Source organism: Clostridium sp. FP2, from assembly GCF_011065955.2.
GTDB classification, from domain to species: domain Bacteria; phylum Bacillota; class Clostridia; order Clostridiales; family Clostridiaceae; genus Clostridium_AD; species Clostridium_AD tagluense.
This window is the reverse complement of sequence record NZ_JAAMNI020000001.1, coordinates 2,398,135-2,415,410: the sequence shown is the minus strand read 5'-3', so window position 1 is coordinate 2,415,410 and position 17,276 is coordinate 2,398,135. Positions and strand designations below refer to the sequence as shown.

General features: G+C 32.3%; 14 protein-coding genes. 4 read left to right on the top strand and 10 right to left on the bottom strand.

Translation table 11 applies throughout. The annotated features are described in order from the left end of the window. Window positions 1–40: 40 nt before the first annotated feature. Window positions 41–2,062: an alpha-amylase family glycosyl hydrolase gene (locus G9F71_RS11590; RefSeq protein WP_164948162.1), complete on the bottom strand. Its 2,022-nt coding sequence runs from the start codon at window positions 2,060–2,062 to the stop codon at window positions 41–43. Between the two features lie 244 nt (window positions 2,063–2,306). Here G9F71_RS11590 and G9F71_RS11585 point away from each other — a divergent pair, with 244 nt between their 5' ends. Continuing rightward, complete coding sequence (locus G9F71_RS11585) at window positions 2,307–2,924, top strand: nitroreductase family protein (protein ID WP_164946872.1); 618 nt, start codon at window positions 2,307–2,309, stop codon at window positions 2,922–2,924. A gap of 57 nt (window positions 2,925–2,981) precedes the next feature. Here the strand turns inward: G9F71_RS11585 and G9F71_RS11580 are convergent, their stop codons facing one another. The 7 genes from G9F71_RS11580 to G9F71_RS11550 form a co-directional block, all read right to left on the bottom strand. Beyond that, the gene (locus G9F71_RS11580; protein ID WP_164948163.1) at window positions 2,982–5,081 is read right to left on the bottom strand and encodes a sodium-translocating pyrophosphatase; all 2,100 of its coding nucleotides are present in this window, start codon (window positions 5,079–5,081) and stop codon (window positions 2,982–2,984) included. A gap of 133 nt (window positions 5,082–5,214) precedes the next feature. Continuing rightward, a complete protein-coding gene (locus G9F71_RS11575) occupies window positions 5,215–5,898 on the bottom strand; it encodes a Crp/Fnr family transcriptional regulator (RefSeq protein WP_164948164.1) in 684 nt (227 codons plus the stop codon). A gap of 256 nt (window positions 5,899–6,154) precedes the next feature. After that, window positions 6,155–6,796: a pyroglutamyl-peptidase I gene (gene pcp / locus G9F71_RS11570; protein ID WP_164948165.1), complete on the bottom strand. Its 642-nt coding sequence runs from the start codon at window positions 6,794–6,796 to the stop codon at window positions 6,155–6,157. Window positions 6,797–7,116: 320 nt separating this feature from the next. Then, window positions 7,117–8,280 (bottom strand): DUF4041 domain-containing protein, encoded by a 1,164-nt coding sequence (locus G9F71_RS11565; protein WP_164948166.1) that lies wholly within the window; start codon window positions 8,278–8,280, stop codon window positions 7,117–7,119. Between the two features lie 33 nt (window positions 8,281–8,313). Continuing rightward, window positions 8,314–9,357: a threonine aldolase family protein gene (locus G9F71_RS11560; protein WP_164948167.1), complete on the bottom strand. Its 1,044-nt coding sequence runs from the start codon at window positions 9,355–9,357 to the stop codon at window positions 8,314–8,316. A 45-nt stretch (window positions 9,358–9,402) separates the two neighbouring features. Next, on the bottom strand, window positions 9,403–9,906 hold the full coding sequence (locus G9F71_RS11555) for a flavodoxin domain-containing protein (protein WP_164948168.1): 504 nt from the start codon (window positions 9,904–9,906) through the stop codon (window positions 9,403–9,405). A gap of 243 nt (window positions 9,907–10,149) precedes the next feature. After that, on the bottom strand, window positions 10,150–11,349 hold the full coding sequence (locus tag G9F71_RS11550) for a dicarboxylate/amino acid:cation symporter (protein WP_164948169.1): 1,200 nt from the start codon (window positions 11,347–11,349) through the stop codon (window positions 10,150–10,152). Between the two features lie 276 nt (window positions 11,350–11,625). Here G9F71_RS11550 and G9F71_RS11545 point away from each other — a divergent pair, with 276 nt between their 5' ends. The 3 genes from G9F71_RS11545 to G9F71_RS11535 all read left to right on the top strand — a co-directional run bounded on the left by G9F71_RS11545 (window position 11,626) and on the right by G9F71_RS11535 (window position 13,419). Continuing rightward, window positions 11,626–12,018 (top strand): DUF1413 domain-containing protein, encoded by a 393-nt coding sequence (locus G9F71_RS11545; protein WP_125005707.1) that lies wholly within the window; start codon window positions 11,626–11,628, stop codon window positions 12,016–12,018. A 219-nt stretch (window positions 12,019–12,237) separates the two neighbouring features. Next, a complete protein-coding gene (locus G9F71_RS11540) occupies window positions 12,238–12,378 on the top strand; it encodes an LDCC motif putative metal-binding protein (RefSeq protein ID WP_164948170.1) in 141 nt (46 codons plus the stop codon). Window positions 12,379–12,702: 324 nt separating this feature from the next. Next, window positions 12,703–13,419, top strand: a complete 717-nt coding sequence (locus tag G9F71_RS11535; RefSeq protein ID WP_164948171.1) for an SGNH/GDSL hydrolase family protein — start codon at window positions 12,703–12,705, stop codon at window positions 13,417–13,419. A 65-nt stretch (window positions 13,420–13,484) separates the two neighbouring features. Here the strand turns inward: G9F71_RS11535 and G9F71_RS11530 are convergent, their stop codons facing one another. Then, complete coding sequence (locus G9F71_RS11530; RefSeq protein ID WP_164948172.1) at window positions 13,485–15,488, bottom strand: ABC transporter ATP-binding protein; 2,004 nt, start codon at window positions 15,486–15,488, stop codon at window positions 13,485–13,487. After that, window positions 15,485–17,260, bottom strand: a complete 1,776-nt coding sequence (locus G9F71_RS11525) for an ABC transporter ATP-binding protein (RefSeq protein ID WP_164948173.1) — start codon at window positions 17,258–17,260, stop codon at window positions 15,485–15,487. Before G9F71_RS11525 ends, G9F71_RS11530 begins: the two co-directional genes overlap by 4 nt. Window positions 17,261–17,276: the final 16 nt, after the last annotated feature.

Genomic DNA, 17,276 nt, shown 5'->3' with positions numbered 1-17,276 from the left:
CTCCAATATGAAAAACTTATCTGTAAAGTATATTGTAATATTACCTCACTTTCTTTAACACTAGCACCGTTCTACTAGGTGAGTATATTATAACCCCAGTTTTATTTTCCTTATGCTTCAAGGTTTCTGCACTGTAAATATAATCCCTTGCAATTCTACCTTGCCCACCAAATATTTTTTCATCACTATTAAACACAATTTTATATTCACCCATTTCGCCAGTAGGTAATTCATATTCAGCGAAAGATTCGCAATGATTAAAATTAAATAAAAATATCAGCCCACCTTTTCTGAAAGCAAGCAGTTTGTACTTCTCATCAGTCCAAAGATTTTGTAAATCACAAGCGCTTAAAACATTATAGGTTTTTACTAAATTCAGCATTTCTTTATCAAAATTTGATAAATACTCATATTTAAGCTTTTTATCTTCCATTAAACTCCATTGTCTTCTTGCATAATGGTAACTCCAATTGTTACCTTGTCTTGGAAAATCAATCCATTCCGGATGACCAAACTCATTACCCATAAAATTCAAATAGCCTTCACCAGCTAAAATCATGGTAATAAATCTAATTAATTTATGAAGTTCTACTGCTCTACTTATTATTAAATTATCATCATTTTTTGACATATGAGTATACATTTCCTTATCACCTAAACGGAACATTAAGGTCTTATCACCTACAAGTGCTTGATCATGTGATTCAGAATAACCTATATTCTTCTCATGAGGTCGTCTACTAGTTAATTCATACCACAACTTACTCATACTCCATTTTTCATCAGGCAATTCTTTAAGTATTTTCACCCAAAGATCAGGTACTCCCATAGACAACCGATAGTCAAAACCCAGACCACCAACCTCTACTGGTAAACACATTCCAGGCATTCCACTCATATCCTCTGCAATAGTTATCGCATTAGGTTTCACTTGTCTTATTAAATCATTAGCAAATTGAAGATAAGTAATTGCTTCTATATCCGTATCCATACTAAAGTATTTACTGTAATTTGTAAATGCTACACCCAGTCCATGGTGGTGGTATAGCATGGATGAAACACCATCAAATCTATAACCATCAAAATGATACTCCTCCAGCCAAAACTTAATATTTGACAAAAGAAAATGAATAACCTCTGGTTTTCCATAATTAAAAAGCTTTGTACCCCAAGCAGAATGATTTCCGAGAGTTCCAGTATTAAAGAATTGATAATCTGTTCCGTCAAACTCATTAATACCCTCTGCTATATTTTTAATTGAATGGGAATGAACTAAATCAAGCAATACGGAAATACCCATTAAGTGGGCAGTATTAATTAATATTTTAAGATCTTCTGGGGTTCCAAACCAGGAAGAAACAGCAAAAAAATTAGATACTTGATAACCAAAGGAGGCATAATAAGGATGCTGCATTACTGCCATAAGTTGCACAGTATTGTAACCAGCAGCTTTTATCCTTGGAAGAGTAATTTCTGTAAATTCTTTAAAAGTACCCATACCTTCTTTTTCCTGTGCCATACCTACATGAGATTCATATATAAACAATGGTTTCTTATTATCAACATGAAATTCACTGTCCTGCCAATTAAAGCTATAATCTGGTTGCCAAATTTGTCCTACAAAATCGTGAGTAACAGGATTTTGCACAGTACGCTTAATATAAAGTGGAATTCTATCTCTTGATACATTTTTTGCAACTACCCTTACTTTAACATAGGACATATGCTTTAATGCGTGTAACCCTGGCAAAAAAATCTCCCAATTCCCATTTTCTTTTTTTTGCAATGGATGTGTTTTGGGATTCCAATAATTAAAGTCTCCAATTAGATAAAGAGCATCAGCTCCCGGAGCCCATTCTCTATAAATCCATCCATCTTGTACTAGATGAAACCCATAAAACAAGTCTCCACTGGCAAAAGACTGAAAGCTTTGATTATTAGAAAGCAATTTTTTTTTGTAACAAGTATAATTGGACCCTCTAAGTTCAATATCCTTTTTAAAGGGTTTGAGGTATGGATCAATATCCATTATTTTCATGTATTTATTTTTATTTTCATTCATAAAAAAAATCCTTTCATATTTGTAATTATTGAAAGCCAAAATATTTTATAACTCATTATATATAATTCGACTAAATAATTTCAATACCTTTGTTGTTTTATTAAATTCATAAAAACAATTTTAATAACTACTTGACATAGGCAGTGGATTATTGTTATTATACTACTATAAAGTAATTAATAGTTATTAGTAATTTATAGCCATTAGTAATAGATAATCAAAAGGGATAAAGGAGTGTATTAAAATGAATTTAAAACAGGCTTACGAAGATAGAAGGTCCATCAATTTTTTTGATACAAATAAGGGAGTGGATGATGGATTACTCAAGGATATAATTAACCTTGCAGTACTCGCTCCATCAGCATTTAATCTTCAACCTTGGGAAATTATAGCGGTAAAATCCAAAGAAGCTAAAGAAAGATTACATAAACTTTCAAATAGTCAACCTAAAATATTAGAAGCTCCAGTAACTTTAATAATTGTAGGTAATAAAACTGGATATGATGCATCTAATCCTACATGGAAGGATATGTTAAAGATGCTTGGTAATGATCAAGCAAAATTAGCAGGTACACAAGGTTTTGCAAATAGTTTATATGGTACCACAGAAGAAAATAAATTAAAGTTTGCAGAAAGTAATGCAGGGCTTCTAGCCATGTCTATAATGTATTCAGCAAAGAGCTTTGGAGTAGATTCTCATCCAATGAGTGGCATGGATTTTGAAGGTGTACGTCGTGAATTTGGACTTGAAGAAAATAAGACAGTAGTAATGCTAATTGCACTTGGACACTTAGATGAAAATAAGTCTCTTTATCCAAGAGCATATAGAAGAGGCTACGATGAGATAGTTAAAGAAGTTTAATAATTTTAAATTTTAAAAGCGGCTCCCTAAATTAATGTGGAGCCGCTTTTAGTTTTCTTAAAATATTGAAAATTTCAAAATAAATGCTGCAAACACTATTGATACCATTGAAAGTAACTTAATCAATATATTTATGGCTGGACCTGAAGTATCCTTAAATGGATCTCCTACAGTGTCACCAACAACGGCTGCTTTATGACAATCCGACCCTTTTCCACCAAGGTTTCCAGCTTCAATATGCTTTTTGGCATTATCCCAAGCTCCACCTGAATTTGCCATCATAACTGCAAGTACAAAACCCGTTACAGTTGCTCCTGCGAGAAGTCCTGCCACACCATTTACACCTAAAAGCATTCCAACTGTTATTGGAATAATAATAGCCAGTAGTGCAGGCATAATCATTTCCTTTTGAGCTGCTTTTGTACAAATATCAACGCAGGTTGCATAATCGGCTTCTGCGCTACCTTCCATAAGGCCCAATATTTCTTTAAATTGTCTTCTAACTTCTACAACAATAAGTTGTGCTGTTTTACCTACTGCATCCATTGTTAATGCTGCAAATACAAAAGGCACCATTCCACCTATAAATAACCCTATAAGAACCTGAGGATTTAATATTGACAAGTTAAAAACAAAATCCAAATTTTCTTTTTTCACAATAATTTCTACTTGATCTCTATAAGCTGCAATAAGTGCAAGCGCTGTTAAGGCTGCGGAGCCTATAGCAAAACCTTTGCCTGTAGCTGCTGTAGTATTCCCTAAAGAATCAAGAGCATCTGTCCTTTCGCGTACTATAGAATCTTGATGAGTCATTTCTGCAATACCACCAGCATTGTCTGCTACAGGACCATAAGCATCTGTAGCTAAGGTTATACCTAGCGTACTAAGCATACCTACTGCAGCTATTCCTACACCATATAATCCCATATTATAATCTCCTGACCCTCCAGCAAAATAAAAACTAGCGGCTATTGCCATAGCTACTATTATAACAGGAAGAAAAGTAGACATCATTCCAAGGGAAATACCACCTATTATAACGGTGGCTGCACCAGTTGTTGTTGTTTGTGCCAGTTTTTTAGTAGGCTTATACGTATCTGAGGTAAAGTACTCTGTACAAAAACCAATTAAATTACCTGCTATAAGCCCACTTAATATTGCAAAGTAAACTCCTATGTGCTCCCATCCAAGTACATTCCAAACTAAGAAAAAGGATAGTATTGCAATTATTCCAGAACTTACATATACCCCTCGTCTAAGAGCCGCTAAAAGACCCTTTTGCTCAGTTTTCTCCCCTGATTTAACAAAGAAGGTTCCAATAATAGATGCAACTACACCAATTGAAGCTATAGTCATAGGAATTGTTACACCTTTAACTCCAAGTCCAGCAGCTACTGCAAGTGCCGCAGTGGATACTATTGACCCAACATAGGATTCGTAAAGATCTGCGCCCATACCAGCTACGTCACCAACATTGTCCCCAACGTTATCAGCTATAACTGCAGGGTTTCTTGGATCATCTTCAGGAATTCCTACTTCAATTTTACCAACAAGATCCGCACCTACATCCGCTGCCTTAGTAAATATACCTCCACCGACGCGTGCAAATAATGCCATGGAGCTAGCTCCCATTCCAAAGGTAATCATTGCACTAGTTATATTTTGAATTCTCATTGCTTCATCTAAATTCCTATAGAAAAAATCGAGCAAATAATACCATATGCTAATATCAAGAAGTCCAAGACCTACAACAGTAAGTCCCATTACTGCACCGCTTGAAAACGCAACCTTTAGAGCACTATTAAGACTTTTCCCAGCTGCGTGTGTAGTTCTAACATTTGCACGGGTGGCGATTTTCATTCCTATAAAGCCTGAAAGACCTGAAAAAAATCCTCCACTTATAAATGCAAAAGGTACAAAGGGGGTAAGGAATCCAAATCCTGCAAGTATTCCTAGGATTACAAACATAACTGCAAAGAAAAGAGCTACTCCTGTATACTGCCTTTTTAAATAAGCATCTGCACCTTGTCTAATAGCCATAGCAATTTTTTTCATTTGCTCCGTTCCTTCATCTTCTTTCAATACTTTATATGCAAGATATCCAGCAAAAGCAAGTGCTAATATAGAACAAATTGGGGCCAAAATCAATAAATTCATAATAACTGCCTCCTAAATATTTTTATTATTTATATATCTATCTATTTCGACTAAGCATTAACAATTCCTTTCTTTTTAAATAAAAAAAAGAAACTTTAAAAAGTTTGTTTTTAAAATTGTTCCTTTACTTTCTTTACTCTTCAACAACAAGTTCAATATATGTTTTTAACACCTCTGGTTTATTGATTATAATTTTTTTAGCATCATAAAGTATAATTCCATCTTTCAAAAAATCATTTAAACATCTAGTAACTGTTATTCTTGAACAGCCTATGATATTTGATAGTTCCTCATGAGTAAACATGCGATTCAATGTAACAAATCCTGCACTATCTAACTCCGCTGTAGAAGATAACCTTAATAAAGCATCTGCAAGTTGCCCTCTTGCATCATTAAAAATTTTATTAGTAAGCTGAAGCATAACGATTCTAAATTTCCTTGTCGTACTATGCATAAAATATCTATATATTTGTGGTTTCAAGCTAAGTTCTCTTTCTAAGACCTCTTGACTTATAATTGAGATTTCTACATATTCTTTTGCCGTTGAAACAATGGAATCCATGCCCCCACAAAAATAAATCATTTCACCTACTATCTCTCCACTTCGAATAAAATATAAGATTTTTTCATGCCCATTTAAACTAATAACGCTTTGTGTCACCACACCTTTTAACACAATTCCTACATGAAGTCCAGAATCAAAATCTAACAGTTCATTTTTATTATATTTGCTTATTTGTCCAAGCTTACTGAGTGTATTTAAAAAATAATCTCGCATTATCGCTTGTCGATCAGGCTCAAAAAACTTCTCATACATAGATTTCCTCCTAAGCATATACTACAATAATATTTTACTATTTCTATTCTTTTGAAAACATATAAATTTTTAATATATTTTTATTATATCATTAATTTTTTTTATATTTTACAAATAGTTAATATATAAAAAATGAACCATCTCTATATAAATATATAGAAATAGTTCATTTTTTAGACTTTTCCAACCAAATAATTATAAAAGTTTTCTAATAAACTTTTATAAACAATTTTTTTTTATTCAAATTGAATATTTATTAGCATATAGTACCAAGCACAGCTTTTATATCTTCTTTATTTTCAACAGCTGCTTTTATTGCTAATGTTAATCCTTGTGTAATTTTCTCAAGCTCCATATATGGAGTATTGGCTTTACTCATTACTTGTGCTGGAATAAATGGAACATGAATAAAAGTGCCTCTTACTGCTGGGTATTTTGTATGAATTAAATGAAGTAATCCATACATTATATGATTACACACAAATGTACCTGCACTATTAGAAAGAGAGGCTGGAATACCACCTTTTCGAATTTCTTCTACCATTACTTTAATAGGAAGATTTGAAAAATAAGCATTCTCTCCTCCTTCAAAAATTGCTTTATCAATAAATTGATTTCCCTCATTATCTGGAATCCTTGCATCATCTACGTTAATTGAAACTCTTTCTATAGTTAAATCAAATCTACCACCAGCTTGACCAACACAAATCACTATGTCTGGATTTTCTTTAATTATTGCCTTTTCTAGTTCCATAATAGATTTATTAAACACCGTTGGTATTTCAAGCTTCACAATTTCAGCACCAGCAATTACATTCTCTAATCTTCTTACTGCTTCGAAGGATGGATTAATCTTTTCCCCTCCAAAGGGATCAAATCCTGTTATTAATACTTTCATGTTATCACCTCATTAGTTATTTTTTTTATTTGCTTTAGACACCTTTATCAAAATGCCCAGAAATACATTAGTCCTATATGAATAACAAGCATAGTTAATGCAACTGGTGCTACTTGTGCTACTTGAGATCCCAATTGAACTGTAAATTGTATATTTATAATATATCAGAATTTTTTATTATTTGATGTAGCACAAGCTACAAAAATCATTTATTTTTTATTCAAGTGATTGTAATCATTTTTCCTGACATAATATAAAAATGCCCTTGTAATTTTACATTACAAGGGCATTTTTGTTTAACTAATAAATTTTTCTGTATATTATATTGTTCTATTTTGTTCTTCCTTTTCTTCCTGCTGCTTTAGTTTGTATTCATAAGTAACGTAAAGTTCTTCTAGTTTGGTATTAAGATATTTAGGGACTATTTTAACTTGTGTTAAATTAGAAAACTTATTTAAATCCTCGAAGAACGTTTTAATTCTATTTTCTATTACTTCTATATTACTAAATTTCACCTTATCAATAATAGAATCGCACTCGTCATTAAAAATCCTAAGGACTAGTTTAATCATATCCTCTGTCATATCATCAACTACTTCATTACCTTCTTTTATGTTCCCATTTACAATCCATTGCTTAAATTCTATAGCTTCTTTAGATTTAACCATAGATCTTTGCTTTTCTCTAAGATCCTGAAGCATTGTAGCACCTTTTATTGAATTCATTAAATTATATTCAGGCTTATAAACCCCATAACTTTGCATTAGAATATCATCATCTAAAGTTATAATTTCAGACTTTAAGCTATCTACAGATGTTTTAAGATTATTATATTCCAAATTAATTTCGTCAATAGATTTTATTTTACTGACCATTAAAACTTCATATTCATTCAATTTTAGCTTGTGTTCCTCTGCCTTTTGTTTAGTTAACTCTTCATATTCACTGTTTTTTCTTTCAATAAATTCATTGTATTCTGTACTTTTATCTTGCATTTCTTTGCCTTTTAATTCAATTAAATTATCATATTCTTGACTTTTGGTTCCAATTAAGTCATCGTATTGCGCTTTTTTATCTTCCAGTTCTTTACTCTTTACTTCCATTAAACTATTATATTCTTCACTTTTGGTTCTGATTAAATCATCATATTCCGCACTCTTGTCTTCAAAATCCTTAGCCTTTAGACGGATCAAATTATCATATTCATTTGATTTTTCTTCAAATTCTTTGGTTTGATATCCAGCTTGGCTCTTATATTCCCTATTTAGTTCTTCTATAGCTTTTGTTTTTGTTTCAATTAGCTTATCATATTCTTCAATCTCCAATTCAAGTTCTTTAGTTTTAGCTAAAACTTGGCTCATTCCCAGTTGAGTTGGAGTTAGTTTTATATATCTCAAATTTTTATTTTCCTCGATTAATTTCTCAATCTCGGATTTATATTGTTGCGCGTTTAATGCATCCTTAATAGATGTAAGTATTGCCATTGAAAAACCTCCTTATTTCATTAACAACTTACATTATACCACATAAAATTCATTCATAAATATGGTAATATCATCTATAAATGACTTAACAGCCTCTTCCGCTGTAGCCCAGGATGTTACTAACCTAATAGCAGAATTATCCTCATCAATTTTTTGCCATATATAAAAGGAATACTTTTCCTTAAGCTTTTCAATTATTTTATTAGGCAATATTGGAAATATTTGATTTGTTGGCGAATCTATTAAAAATTCATATCCACAATTACTAATTCCCATTTTTAATAGCTGAGCCATATCATTTGCATGTTTCGCTAAGTCAAAAAAAATATTCTCTTTAAATAACTCCAAAAACTGTATACCAATAAGCCTTCCCTTTGCAAGTAATCCTCCCTTTTGCTTAATATGAAATCTAAAATCTTCTTTAAGCGACTCTCTGCAAATAACAAGAGCTTCTCCCATTAATGCACCATTTTTAGTCCCGCCTATATAAAAAGCATCAGTTAGCTTTGGCAAATCTGAAAACTCAATATCATTCCCTTTTGAGCATAGTGCAGATCCTAGTCTTGCTCCATCAAGGTATAAAATCAAATTGTTAAGTCTGCAACACTCACTTAAATCTTTTAATTCTTGCTTCTTGTATATAGACCCTATTTCGGTGGGATTTGAAATATAAACCATCTTAGGCTTTACCATATGCTCATCGGTATGCTCTTCGAGTGTCATTTTTATATGAATAGGCTTAAGTTTTCCATCATCTACTTTCATAGAAATAACTTTATGACCAGTTGCTTCAATAGCTCCAGTCTCGTGAACTAATACATGTCCTGTACTTGCTGAAATAACAGCCTCATGTGGTCTTAAAAACGCAGATATTGCGGTAAGATTTGTTTGAGTTCCACCACAAAACATATGTATATCAACCTCATCACACTTCATTTTATCCTTTAACAATGTAATAGCAGCTAAAGAATATTTATCTTCCCCATACCCTTCTGACTGCTCCATATTTGATTCCATTAATGCTTTCAATATATTTGGATGAGCACCTTCACTATAATCATTCTTAAAACTATACATTGGTTAATTCCCCTTTCATTACGATACAGGACTAATTAAAGACTATTAGTTATTCATTAATTGTACAAATCTATTAATGTTATCTTCATGTATATTTAAAACATCTTTATTAATATTTACTTTAATAGCATTTTTCTCTTTTTTAGATACCATTTTAATTATAAATTTCTCAAAAAAATTCATTTTACTAAATGCAAAACCTCCCCCAAAATGTTCTTTAGCTGTGGCCATAGACATTAATTCGTGTGGCAAACTATCATTCAACTGTGATATTGCTTTTTCCCCTTCACTCATACAACATACAAAAATACCTATTTTTTTATTTTTTAAAGTATTAGCATTTTTGAAACAAAATTCTCTTATTTCCTTTTGAATTCTCCCTGCATAAATTGACCCGCCGATAACAATATTATCAAATGAACCCATATCAGGCATTACGTCCTTTTTTATATTTACAATGGTGACTTCCCCGTAAAGCTTATCTTTTAAAGCTTTACTACATTTTTCTGTAGCACCATGCTTAGAACCATAAACAATAAGTGTTCTCATAAATTTCTCACTCCTTTTATATAGTATTACACAAATCATGTACAATAACATTTTTTATCATGCTTATATTTCCAAATACTATTATGTAATATATTCTTTATTCTTAGCAAAAATCCCTGCTAAATTGCAGAATGAATTTTAGTCGCTTACACTATAATATTGATATTACTCAAATAAAACCACCTTGCTTTTTTAGCAGGATGGTTTTATTTTGCTTAATATACGCAAATCTGTATATTACTTTTAAGCAACAATATTTTCTTCTTTTGCATTTTCGTGTTTTTGGTCAAAAAGTTTATGTCCTGAAATTTTATTTATTAATATTGCAATTGCTCCATCACCAGTTATGTTGCAAGCAGTACCAAAACTATCTTGAGCTAAGTATAGAGCAATCATAAGGGATGTTAATGGTTCGCTGAATCCAAGCATGCTTTGAAGTAGCCCAAGTGATGCCATTACAGCTCCACCGGGAACCCCAGGAGCAGCTACCATTGTAACCCCCAAGGCTAAGATAAATCCAAAGAAAGTTCCGAAACTATAATTCATGCCATTTAACATCATTATTGCAAGGGAGCAACTAACTAGTGTTATTGTACTACCAGAAAGATGTATAGTTGCACAAAGCGGTACTACAAAGTCTGCTACTCCATCATTTACTCCATTTTTCTTAGTTTGAGCAAGAGTAACTGGAATAGTTGCTGCAGATGATTGAGTTCCTATGGCTGTTAAATATGCAGGAATCATTGTTCTAATTAAGCTAACTGGATTAGCACCAGCTATTATTCCAGCAATTACATATTGAAGGACAATTACTGTAAAGTGAAGTATAAGTACTAAAATAAATACCTTTGAGAATACTTTTAATATAGAAGCAACTTGACCAGCATAAGTCATATTTGCAAAAGTACCCATAATGTATATAGGAAGTAATGGGATTACTATACCCGTAATCAGTTTAGTAATAATATCTTGAAATTCCTTCATAACGCTCTTTATGGCAGTAGATTTTATTACAGCAATTCCTATACCCAATGTAAATGCAAGAACTAACGCTGTCATTACATCCATTAGAGGTGGTATTTTAATATTAATAAATGATGTAGCTAACCCACCCTTAGCAAAGTCTCCTAAAGATCCGGGTTTTAAAAACATTGGAAGAATAGTAGCATTTGCAAAATATGCCAAAGTTCCGGCAAGTACAGTAGAAGCATAAGCTATTCCTGCTGTTATAGCTAGAATCTTACCAGCTCCAGTGCCAAGATCACCTATACCCGGTGCTACAAATCCTATAATTATAAGAGGTATAGCAAATCCTAAAAATTGACCAAATAATCCATTGAATGTTGCAAAAATTTTAATCCCGGTTTCTGGAAGTATGCCTCCTAACATGATACCTAAAATAATAGCTATAATAAGTCTAGGAAGTAATCCTATTTTTTTCATTTTTACTCCTCCTTATAAAATTTAGTTTTAAATACAAAAAACAAATGACTTTTAGTTTGTATGAATACGTTTTCTATGATGCATGCAATTTGCATCATAATGTTATTACAGGTTGTGTAACCTGTAATAACATTATATAACCACGAGAAGATTTTATCAATGTTTGCAAACACAATACTCGCTTATTATGTTAGGATACCTTTAGTATTCTCCATATATTTCATGGTTGCGTAGCCTTTTGCAATATATTATAATAACTAGAAGGGGTGATTTAAAATGCAAGAGTTTAATGTACGTATACGCCTAGCCGAGGATGACTTAAAGCTGCTAGAACATATTACAAAAACAAAAGGCTATATGGGCATAGGTCAATATTTAACGGAAATCATTAGAAGTGAAATTAAAAATATTGATGATGATGAAAAAATCATAATATTAAAAGACAACCTTACTGAAGATGATATATTGAATTTAATTAGAGTGAACATAAATACCATTAGTGGTAAGTTCCAATTTGCAGACCTCTTAACGGACTTTTGGAATAATGTCTCCTTATCTCAAAGGAAAAAGATTGGCAAGCTTTTTAGACGTATGGTAGAAGATAATGAGTTCCTAGGTGTCACCTTTTTAGGTGCGAATTCTTCTGGTATTGCAATATACAAAAAGTAAGTGCTACCCACGTAGTAAATTGCAGGATGCCGACTGGTATACAATATTAAAAAGCAAGTTTGATAATGTAAACACTTCCTTTTCAAAAGTATTCAACTTTTATTTCATTACCCTTAAATAACTAGGTTATTGCTAATCTTTATATTTTCTTCATATAATAGTGTTAAACTAAATTTATATATAATAATTATATAAATTAAATTCAATGGAGGGCTATTAATGAAATCTTTAAAGCAATGGTTCGATAAATTTATAAAAGACATGGGAAAAGCCAACGAAGAAAGCTTTGGTGATAAAAAATTAGATTGTTGTGGATTAAACTCTAGTAAGCAAAAAAATTCTAATAAACAAAAAAAATAAAACCCCATTGCAGGGTTTTATTTTTTTAATCACACGCCAATCTGTCTTTAATTCACTCAGTGTACTAGAATCAATAATGCCTTCTTGTGTAAGTGTAAGACAACATTTACCTAGAATCTATGTGTATATTATCCGCATTTTTGCAAAATAATATTAATGATAATATTTCTATGAAATCCTGCTGTAAATATTACTTATTTATTACCTAGTTTTAATAACTACGTATTGCGTCTTCAATAATTATGTGGTATATTGTTAATATACATTAAATAAATTATACAAAAAAAATTAATGGCTTAATATTTAATTTTATGGAGGCAAATTATGAAAATAAAAGATAGTTACGTTCTTATAGCATTTGGTGATTCTATTACCAAGGGAATTATTTATGACGAAGAAAAATCAAAATATTCAGCTTTAAAAGAAAACTTTACAAATATCATTTCAAATAAAATAAAAGGGCAAGTATACAATGCAGGTAAATTTGGAAGCACCATTATGAGGGGTGTTAGTAAGATGTATAATGATGTCATAAAAAAATCACCTGATATAGTTTTAATAGAGTTTGGTGGTAATGACTGTGACTATAATTGGGCTGACATTGCTAAAAACCCTGCAGAGCAATACAAACCAAATACTGATATTTCAACTTATCGGGAAACACTATGTGCAATGATAGATACATTGAAGGTTAATCACATATTACCTGTACTTATGACACTACCACCACTGGATCCTCTAAAATACTTCAAATGGATTACAAAAGAAGATTCTTTTGCAGAGCAAAATATCTTACAATGGCTAGGTACAAAGGATAGACTTTTCAACTGGCATAGTTCATATAATAAAATCATTACAGAAGTAGCTAATGAAACTAATACTGTGCTAATAGACATAAGAACAGAATTTTTAAAACACAGCAATTACAGTCAGTTTTTATGTAAAGATGGTATACATCCCAATATTGATGGTCAATCATTAATAGCAACTGTTATATTAAAATTTATAGGTGATAATTATAATTTTTTATTACAAGCATAATTAAAATAAGGCTATGTTACCATTAAAATAATGGTAACATGGCCTTATTTAAAATTATTTTTTATTTATACCACTTCATTATCTAAGTTTGCACCAGTAAACTGGCTATTATAAAGATCTTCATAAAAGCCCTTTTGAGCAAGAAGTTCATTATGACTCCCCATCTCAATAATACTTCCTTTATTCATAACTAGTATTAACTCTGCATCTCTAATTGTAGAAAGTCTATGAGCAATTACAAAACTTGTTCTGTTTTCCATAAGCGCGGTCATTGCCCTTTGTATATAAACTTCTGTTCTTGAGTCAACGCTACTTGTAGCTTCATCAAGTATCATAATAGTTGGATTTGCAAGTATTGCTCTAGCTATAGTAAGAAGTTGTTTTTGCCCCTGTGATATATTTGAAGCTTCTTCATTTAGTATTGTATTATATCCATCAGGAAGAGTCTTAATAAAGTGATGTGCATGGGCCGCTCTTGCTGCCTGCATAACTTCATCTTCTGTTGCGCCCTCCCTACCATAAGCGATGTTCTCCATTATAGTACCATTAAAGAGCCAAGTATCTTGAAGTACCATACCAAACATATTACGTAGTTCACCACGTTTTATGTCTCTAATATCCACTCCATCAATTGTAATCTTACCCGCATCTATTTCATAAAAACGCATAAGCAGATTAACAAGTGTAGTTTTACCAGCCCCTGTTGGCCCAACAATTGCAATTGTATGACCATGTTTTACATCAATATTCATGTTCACAATAAGTGGTTCTCCTGCTTTATAGCTGAAGTCAACATTTTCAAACACAACTTCTCCCTTAGGGAATTCTATGAGTTTGGCAGATGTAGCATCTGGTATTTCTTCAACTTCATCTAAAAGCTCAAAAACACGTTCAGCAGATGCAACTGTTGATTGAATTATATTAGCAATATTTGCAGTTTGAACTATTGGCTGAGTAAATTGACTTGAATATTGAATAAAGGCTTGAATATCCCCAATAGTGATTCTTCCTTGTGTTGCTAAATAACCACCTACAACACAAACTATTACATATCCTATATTACTAACAAATCTCATCATAGGCATTATTATTCCAGATATGAATTGTGCTTTCCAACCTGAATTGTATAGTCTATCATTAATATCTTTAAACTTTTCTATGGAATCCTTCTCATGTCCAAAGGCCTTAATAATTTTATGACCTGTATACATTTCTTCAACATGACCATTAAGTGCTCCAATTTCTTTTTGTTGAGCTGCAAAATATTTTTGAGATCGTTTTGCAACAAAGGCTGTTACCACAATATATAGTGGCAATGTTAAAATAACCACAAGTGTAAGTAGTGGGCTTATTGTGAGCATCATAATAATAACACCAATGATGGTAACAATAGACGTAATAAGCTGAGTAAGACTTTGTTGAAGCGTAGTTGAGATATTATCAATATCATTTGTTACACGACTTAATATCTCACCATGAGTTCTTGCATCAAAGAACTTAAGAGGTAACCGTGAAAGCTTCTCATCAACATCTTTGCGTAAACTATAAACAGTTTTCTGAGCAACTCCAGCCATAATATATTGTTGAAGAAAACCAAAAAGTGTGCTTATTAAATATAGTGCCAGTAGTATTAAAATAATACGTTCTATATAATGAAAATCTATTTTACCACCATTTAAATCCATTATCTTAGCAATGCCAGCTTTAACTTGAGCAAGTCCCTCAACTATCTTGGGACTCTTTGAAGCTTCAGGATTAGCATTTATTACAGCTGCTATTTTATCTTGCTGCATATTCAACTGAAGTAACCCAATTTTACTCATTATTCCTTCGAATAGTTTAGTTATAGCTTTTCCAGAAATCTTAGGTCCTACTATTGAAAAAACAGTGCTAATGATTGCAAATATAAATACTAGTATAAATTTAACTCTTTGTGGCTTTAAGTAACTTAAAAGCCTTTTTAAGGTTCCTTTAAAGTCCTTAGCTTTTACTATAGGACCGGCAAAGGATGCCATTGGTCCACCACCCATACCCCCACCTGATCTATTTCCTTTTTTATTTTCACTCATGATAATTCCTCCTCTGAAAGCTGTGAAGATACAATTTCATGGTATACCTCACAACTGGTTAAAAGTTCATTGTGATTTCCCATACCTACAATTTTACCTTCATCTAAAACTATGATTCTATCAGCGTCCATAACTGTTGCAACTCTTTGAGCAATAATAAGTACCGTAGCTTTTGCTGTTTCCTTTTTAAGTGCTGCTCGAAGTTTTGCATCAGTTTTAAAATCAAGGGCTGAAAAACTATCGTCAAAAATATATATTTCAGGCTTTCTAACTAGAGCACGCGCTATAGATAGACGTTGCTTTTGTCCACCAGAAACATTTGTACCTCCTTGAGCAATGAAATGCTCATAACCTTCTTCCATTCCATTAACAAAGTCTGTAGCTTGTGCTACAGTTGCTGCATGCTGAATTTCTTCAAAGGTCGCATCATTCTTACCATACTTAATATTTTCAGCAATAGTTCCAGAAAAGAGTACAGTGTTTTGGGGAACAAAGCCTATCTTTGACCTTAGACCCTCCTGACTCATTTCACGTACATCCACACCATCAACCAATACTGTGCCACCATCCGCATTATAAAAACGTGGTATTAAGTTTACTAGGGTAGATTTACCGGAACCTGTACCACCAATAATAGCTGTTGTCTCGCCGGGCCTTGCACTAAAGGTTATATTGCTAATGGCTGGTTGCTCTGCACCTGGGTAGCTAAAGCTGACATCAACAAATTCAACATATCCACTTTTTTTATCAGCAAGTATTTCCTTCTTGGGATCTATTATTCCCGGTTCCATATCTAATACTTCATTTATTCTTATTGCTGAAGCTTGAGCTCTTGGTATCATTATAAATACCATAGCAAGCATTAAGAATCCGAATAAAATTTGCATTCCGTATTGAATAAATGCAAGCAATGAACCTACTTGCATAGTTCCAGCGTCTATTCTTTTGCCACCAAACCAAATAATAGCAATTGTTGTAACATTCATAATTAACATCATTATTGGCATTAAAAACGCCATAATTTTATTTACTTTTACAGCATTGTCCATAAGGTCAGCATTAGCATCATCGAATCTAACCTTTTCAGTCTCTATACGATTAAATGCGCGTACAACTCTAATACCAGTAAGTGATTCACGTAATACAAGATTCAATTTATCTATTTTTACCTGCATTGCCTTAAATAACGGCATAGCGTATGCAAGAGTTGCTCCAATAATAATTCCAAGAAGCGGAACTACAACTGCAAAAATCCAAGTTAGTGATGCATCCTCTCTTAAAGCCATAACAATACCACCTAGGGCAGTTAAAGGTGCAAAAAGCATAATAGAAAAAATCATTACGGTTACTGTTTGAACCTGAGTAACGTCATTTGTAGTTCTTGTTATAAGAGTGGCAGTCCCCACCTTATCAAACTCATGTAGCGAAAACCCTTCAACTTTAGCAAACAATTTATTACGAATAATCCTACCAAAGCCTACAGCAGTTTTTGAAGATAGAAATGAAGCCATAACTGAGCATATTACGCCACCCAGTGATATAATTAGCATAATCCCACCTAGTCTAAGAATATAATCTACACCTTTATACGAGCCACTAAATCCCAAAAATGAAATAGTTTGAACTACATCCTTTTGTACTATCCCCTTGTCAACTATATCTGCCGTAAGTGTTGGCAAATATAGATTTGCAAGTACTTGAATAAAAATCAATACAACTATTGCAACTATTTGCAATGTGTATTGTTTTAAAAATCTAAATAATTTAATCATTTAATATCATCTCCAT

What these genes read in the sequence shown, in the direction of transcription:
- G9F71_RS11555 (WP_164948168.1), bottom strand. Translation starts at nt 9,906, where the DNA reads ATGAGAACACTTATTGTTTATGGTTCTAAGCATGGTGCTACAGAAAAA.
- G9F71_RS11525 (WP_164948173.1), bottom strand. Translation starts at nt 17,260, where the DNA reads ATGATTAAATTATTTAGATTTTTAAAACAATACACATTGCAAATAGTT.
- G9F71_RS11580 (WP_164948163.1), bottom strand. Translation starts at nt 5,081, where the DNA reads ATGAATTTATTGATTTTGGCCCCAATTTGTTCTATATTAGCACTTGCT.
- G9F71_RS11575 (WP_164948164.1), bottom strand. Translation starts at nt 5,898, where the DNA reads ATGTATGAGAAGTTTTTTGAGCCTGATCGACAAGCGATAATGCGAGAT.
- G9F71_RS11590 (WP_164948162.1), bottom strand. Translation starts at nt 2,062, where the DNA reads ATGAATGAAAATAAAAATAAATACATGAAAATAATGGATATTGATCCA.
- pcp (WP_164948165.1), bottom strand. Translation starts at nt 6,796, where the DNA reads ATGAAAGTATTAATAACAGGATTTGATCCCTTTGGAGGGGAAAAGATT.
- G9F71_RS11585 (WP_164946872.1), top strand. Translation starts at nt 2,307, where the DNA reads ATGAATTTAAAACAGGCTTACGAAGATAGAAGGTCCATCAATTTTTTT.
- G9F71_RS11540 (WP_164948170.1), top strand. Translation starts at nt 12,238, where the DNA reads ATGAAATCTTTAAAGCAATGGTTCGATAAATTTATAAAAGACATGGGA.
- G9F71_RS11535 (WP_164948171.1), top strand. Translation starts at nt 12,703, where the DNA reads ATGAAAATAAAAGATAGTTACGTTCTTATAGCATTTGGTGATTCTATT.
- G9F71_RS11545 (WP_125005707.1), top strand. Translation starts at nt 11,626, where the DNA reads ATGCAAGAGTTTAATGTACGTATACGCCTAGCCGAGGATGACTTAAAG.
- G9F71_RS11550 (WP_164948169.1), bottom strand. Translation starts at nt 11,349, where the DNA reads ATGAAAAAAATAGGATTACTTCCTAGACTTATTATAGCTATTATTTTA.
- G9F71_RS11565 (WP_164948166.1), bottom strand. Translation starts at nt 8,280, where the DNA reads ATGGCAATACTTACATCTATTAAGGATGCATTAAACGCGCAACAATAT.
- G9F71_RS11530 (WP_164948172.1), bottom strand. Translation starts at nt 15,488, where the DNA reads ATGAGTGAAAATAAAAAAGGAAATAGATCAGGTGGGGGTATGGGTGGT.
- G9F71_RS11560 (WP_164948167.1), bottom strand. Translation starts at nt 9,357, where the DNA reads ATGTATAGTTTTAAGAATGATTATAGTGAAGGTGCTCATCCAAATATA.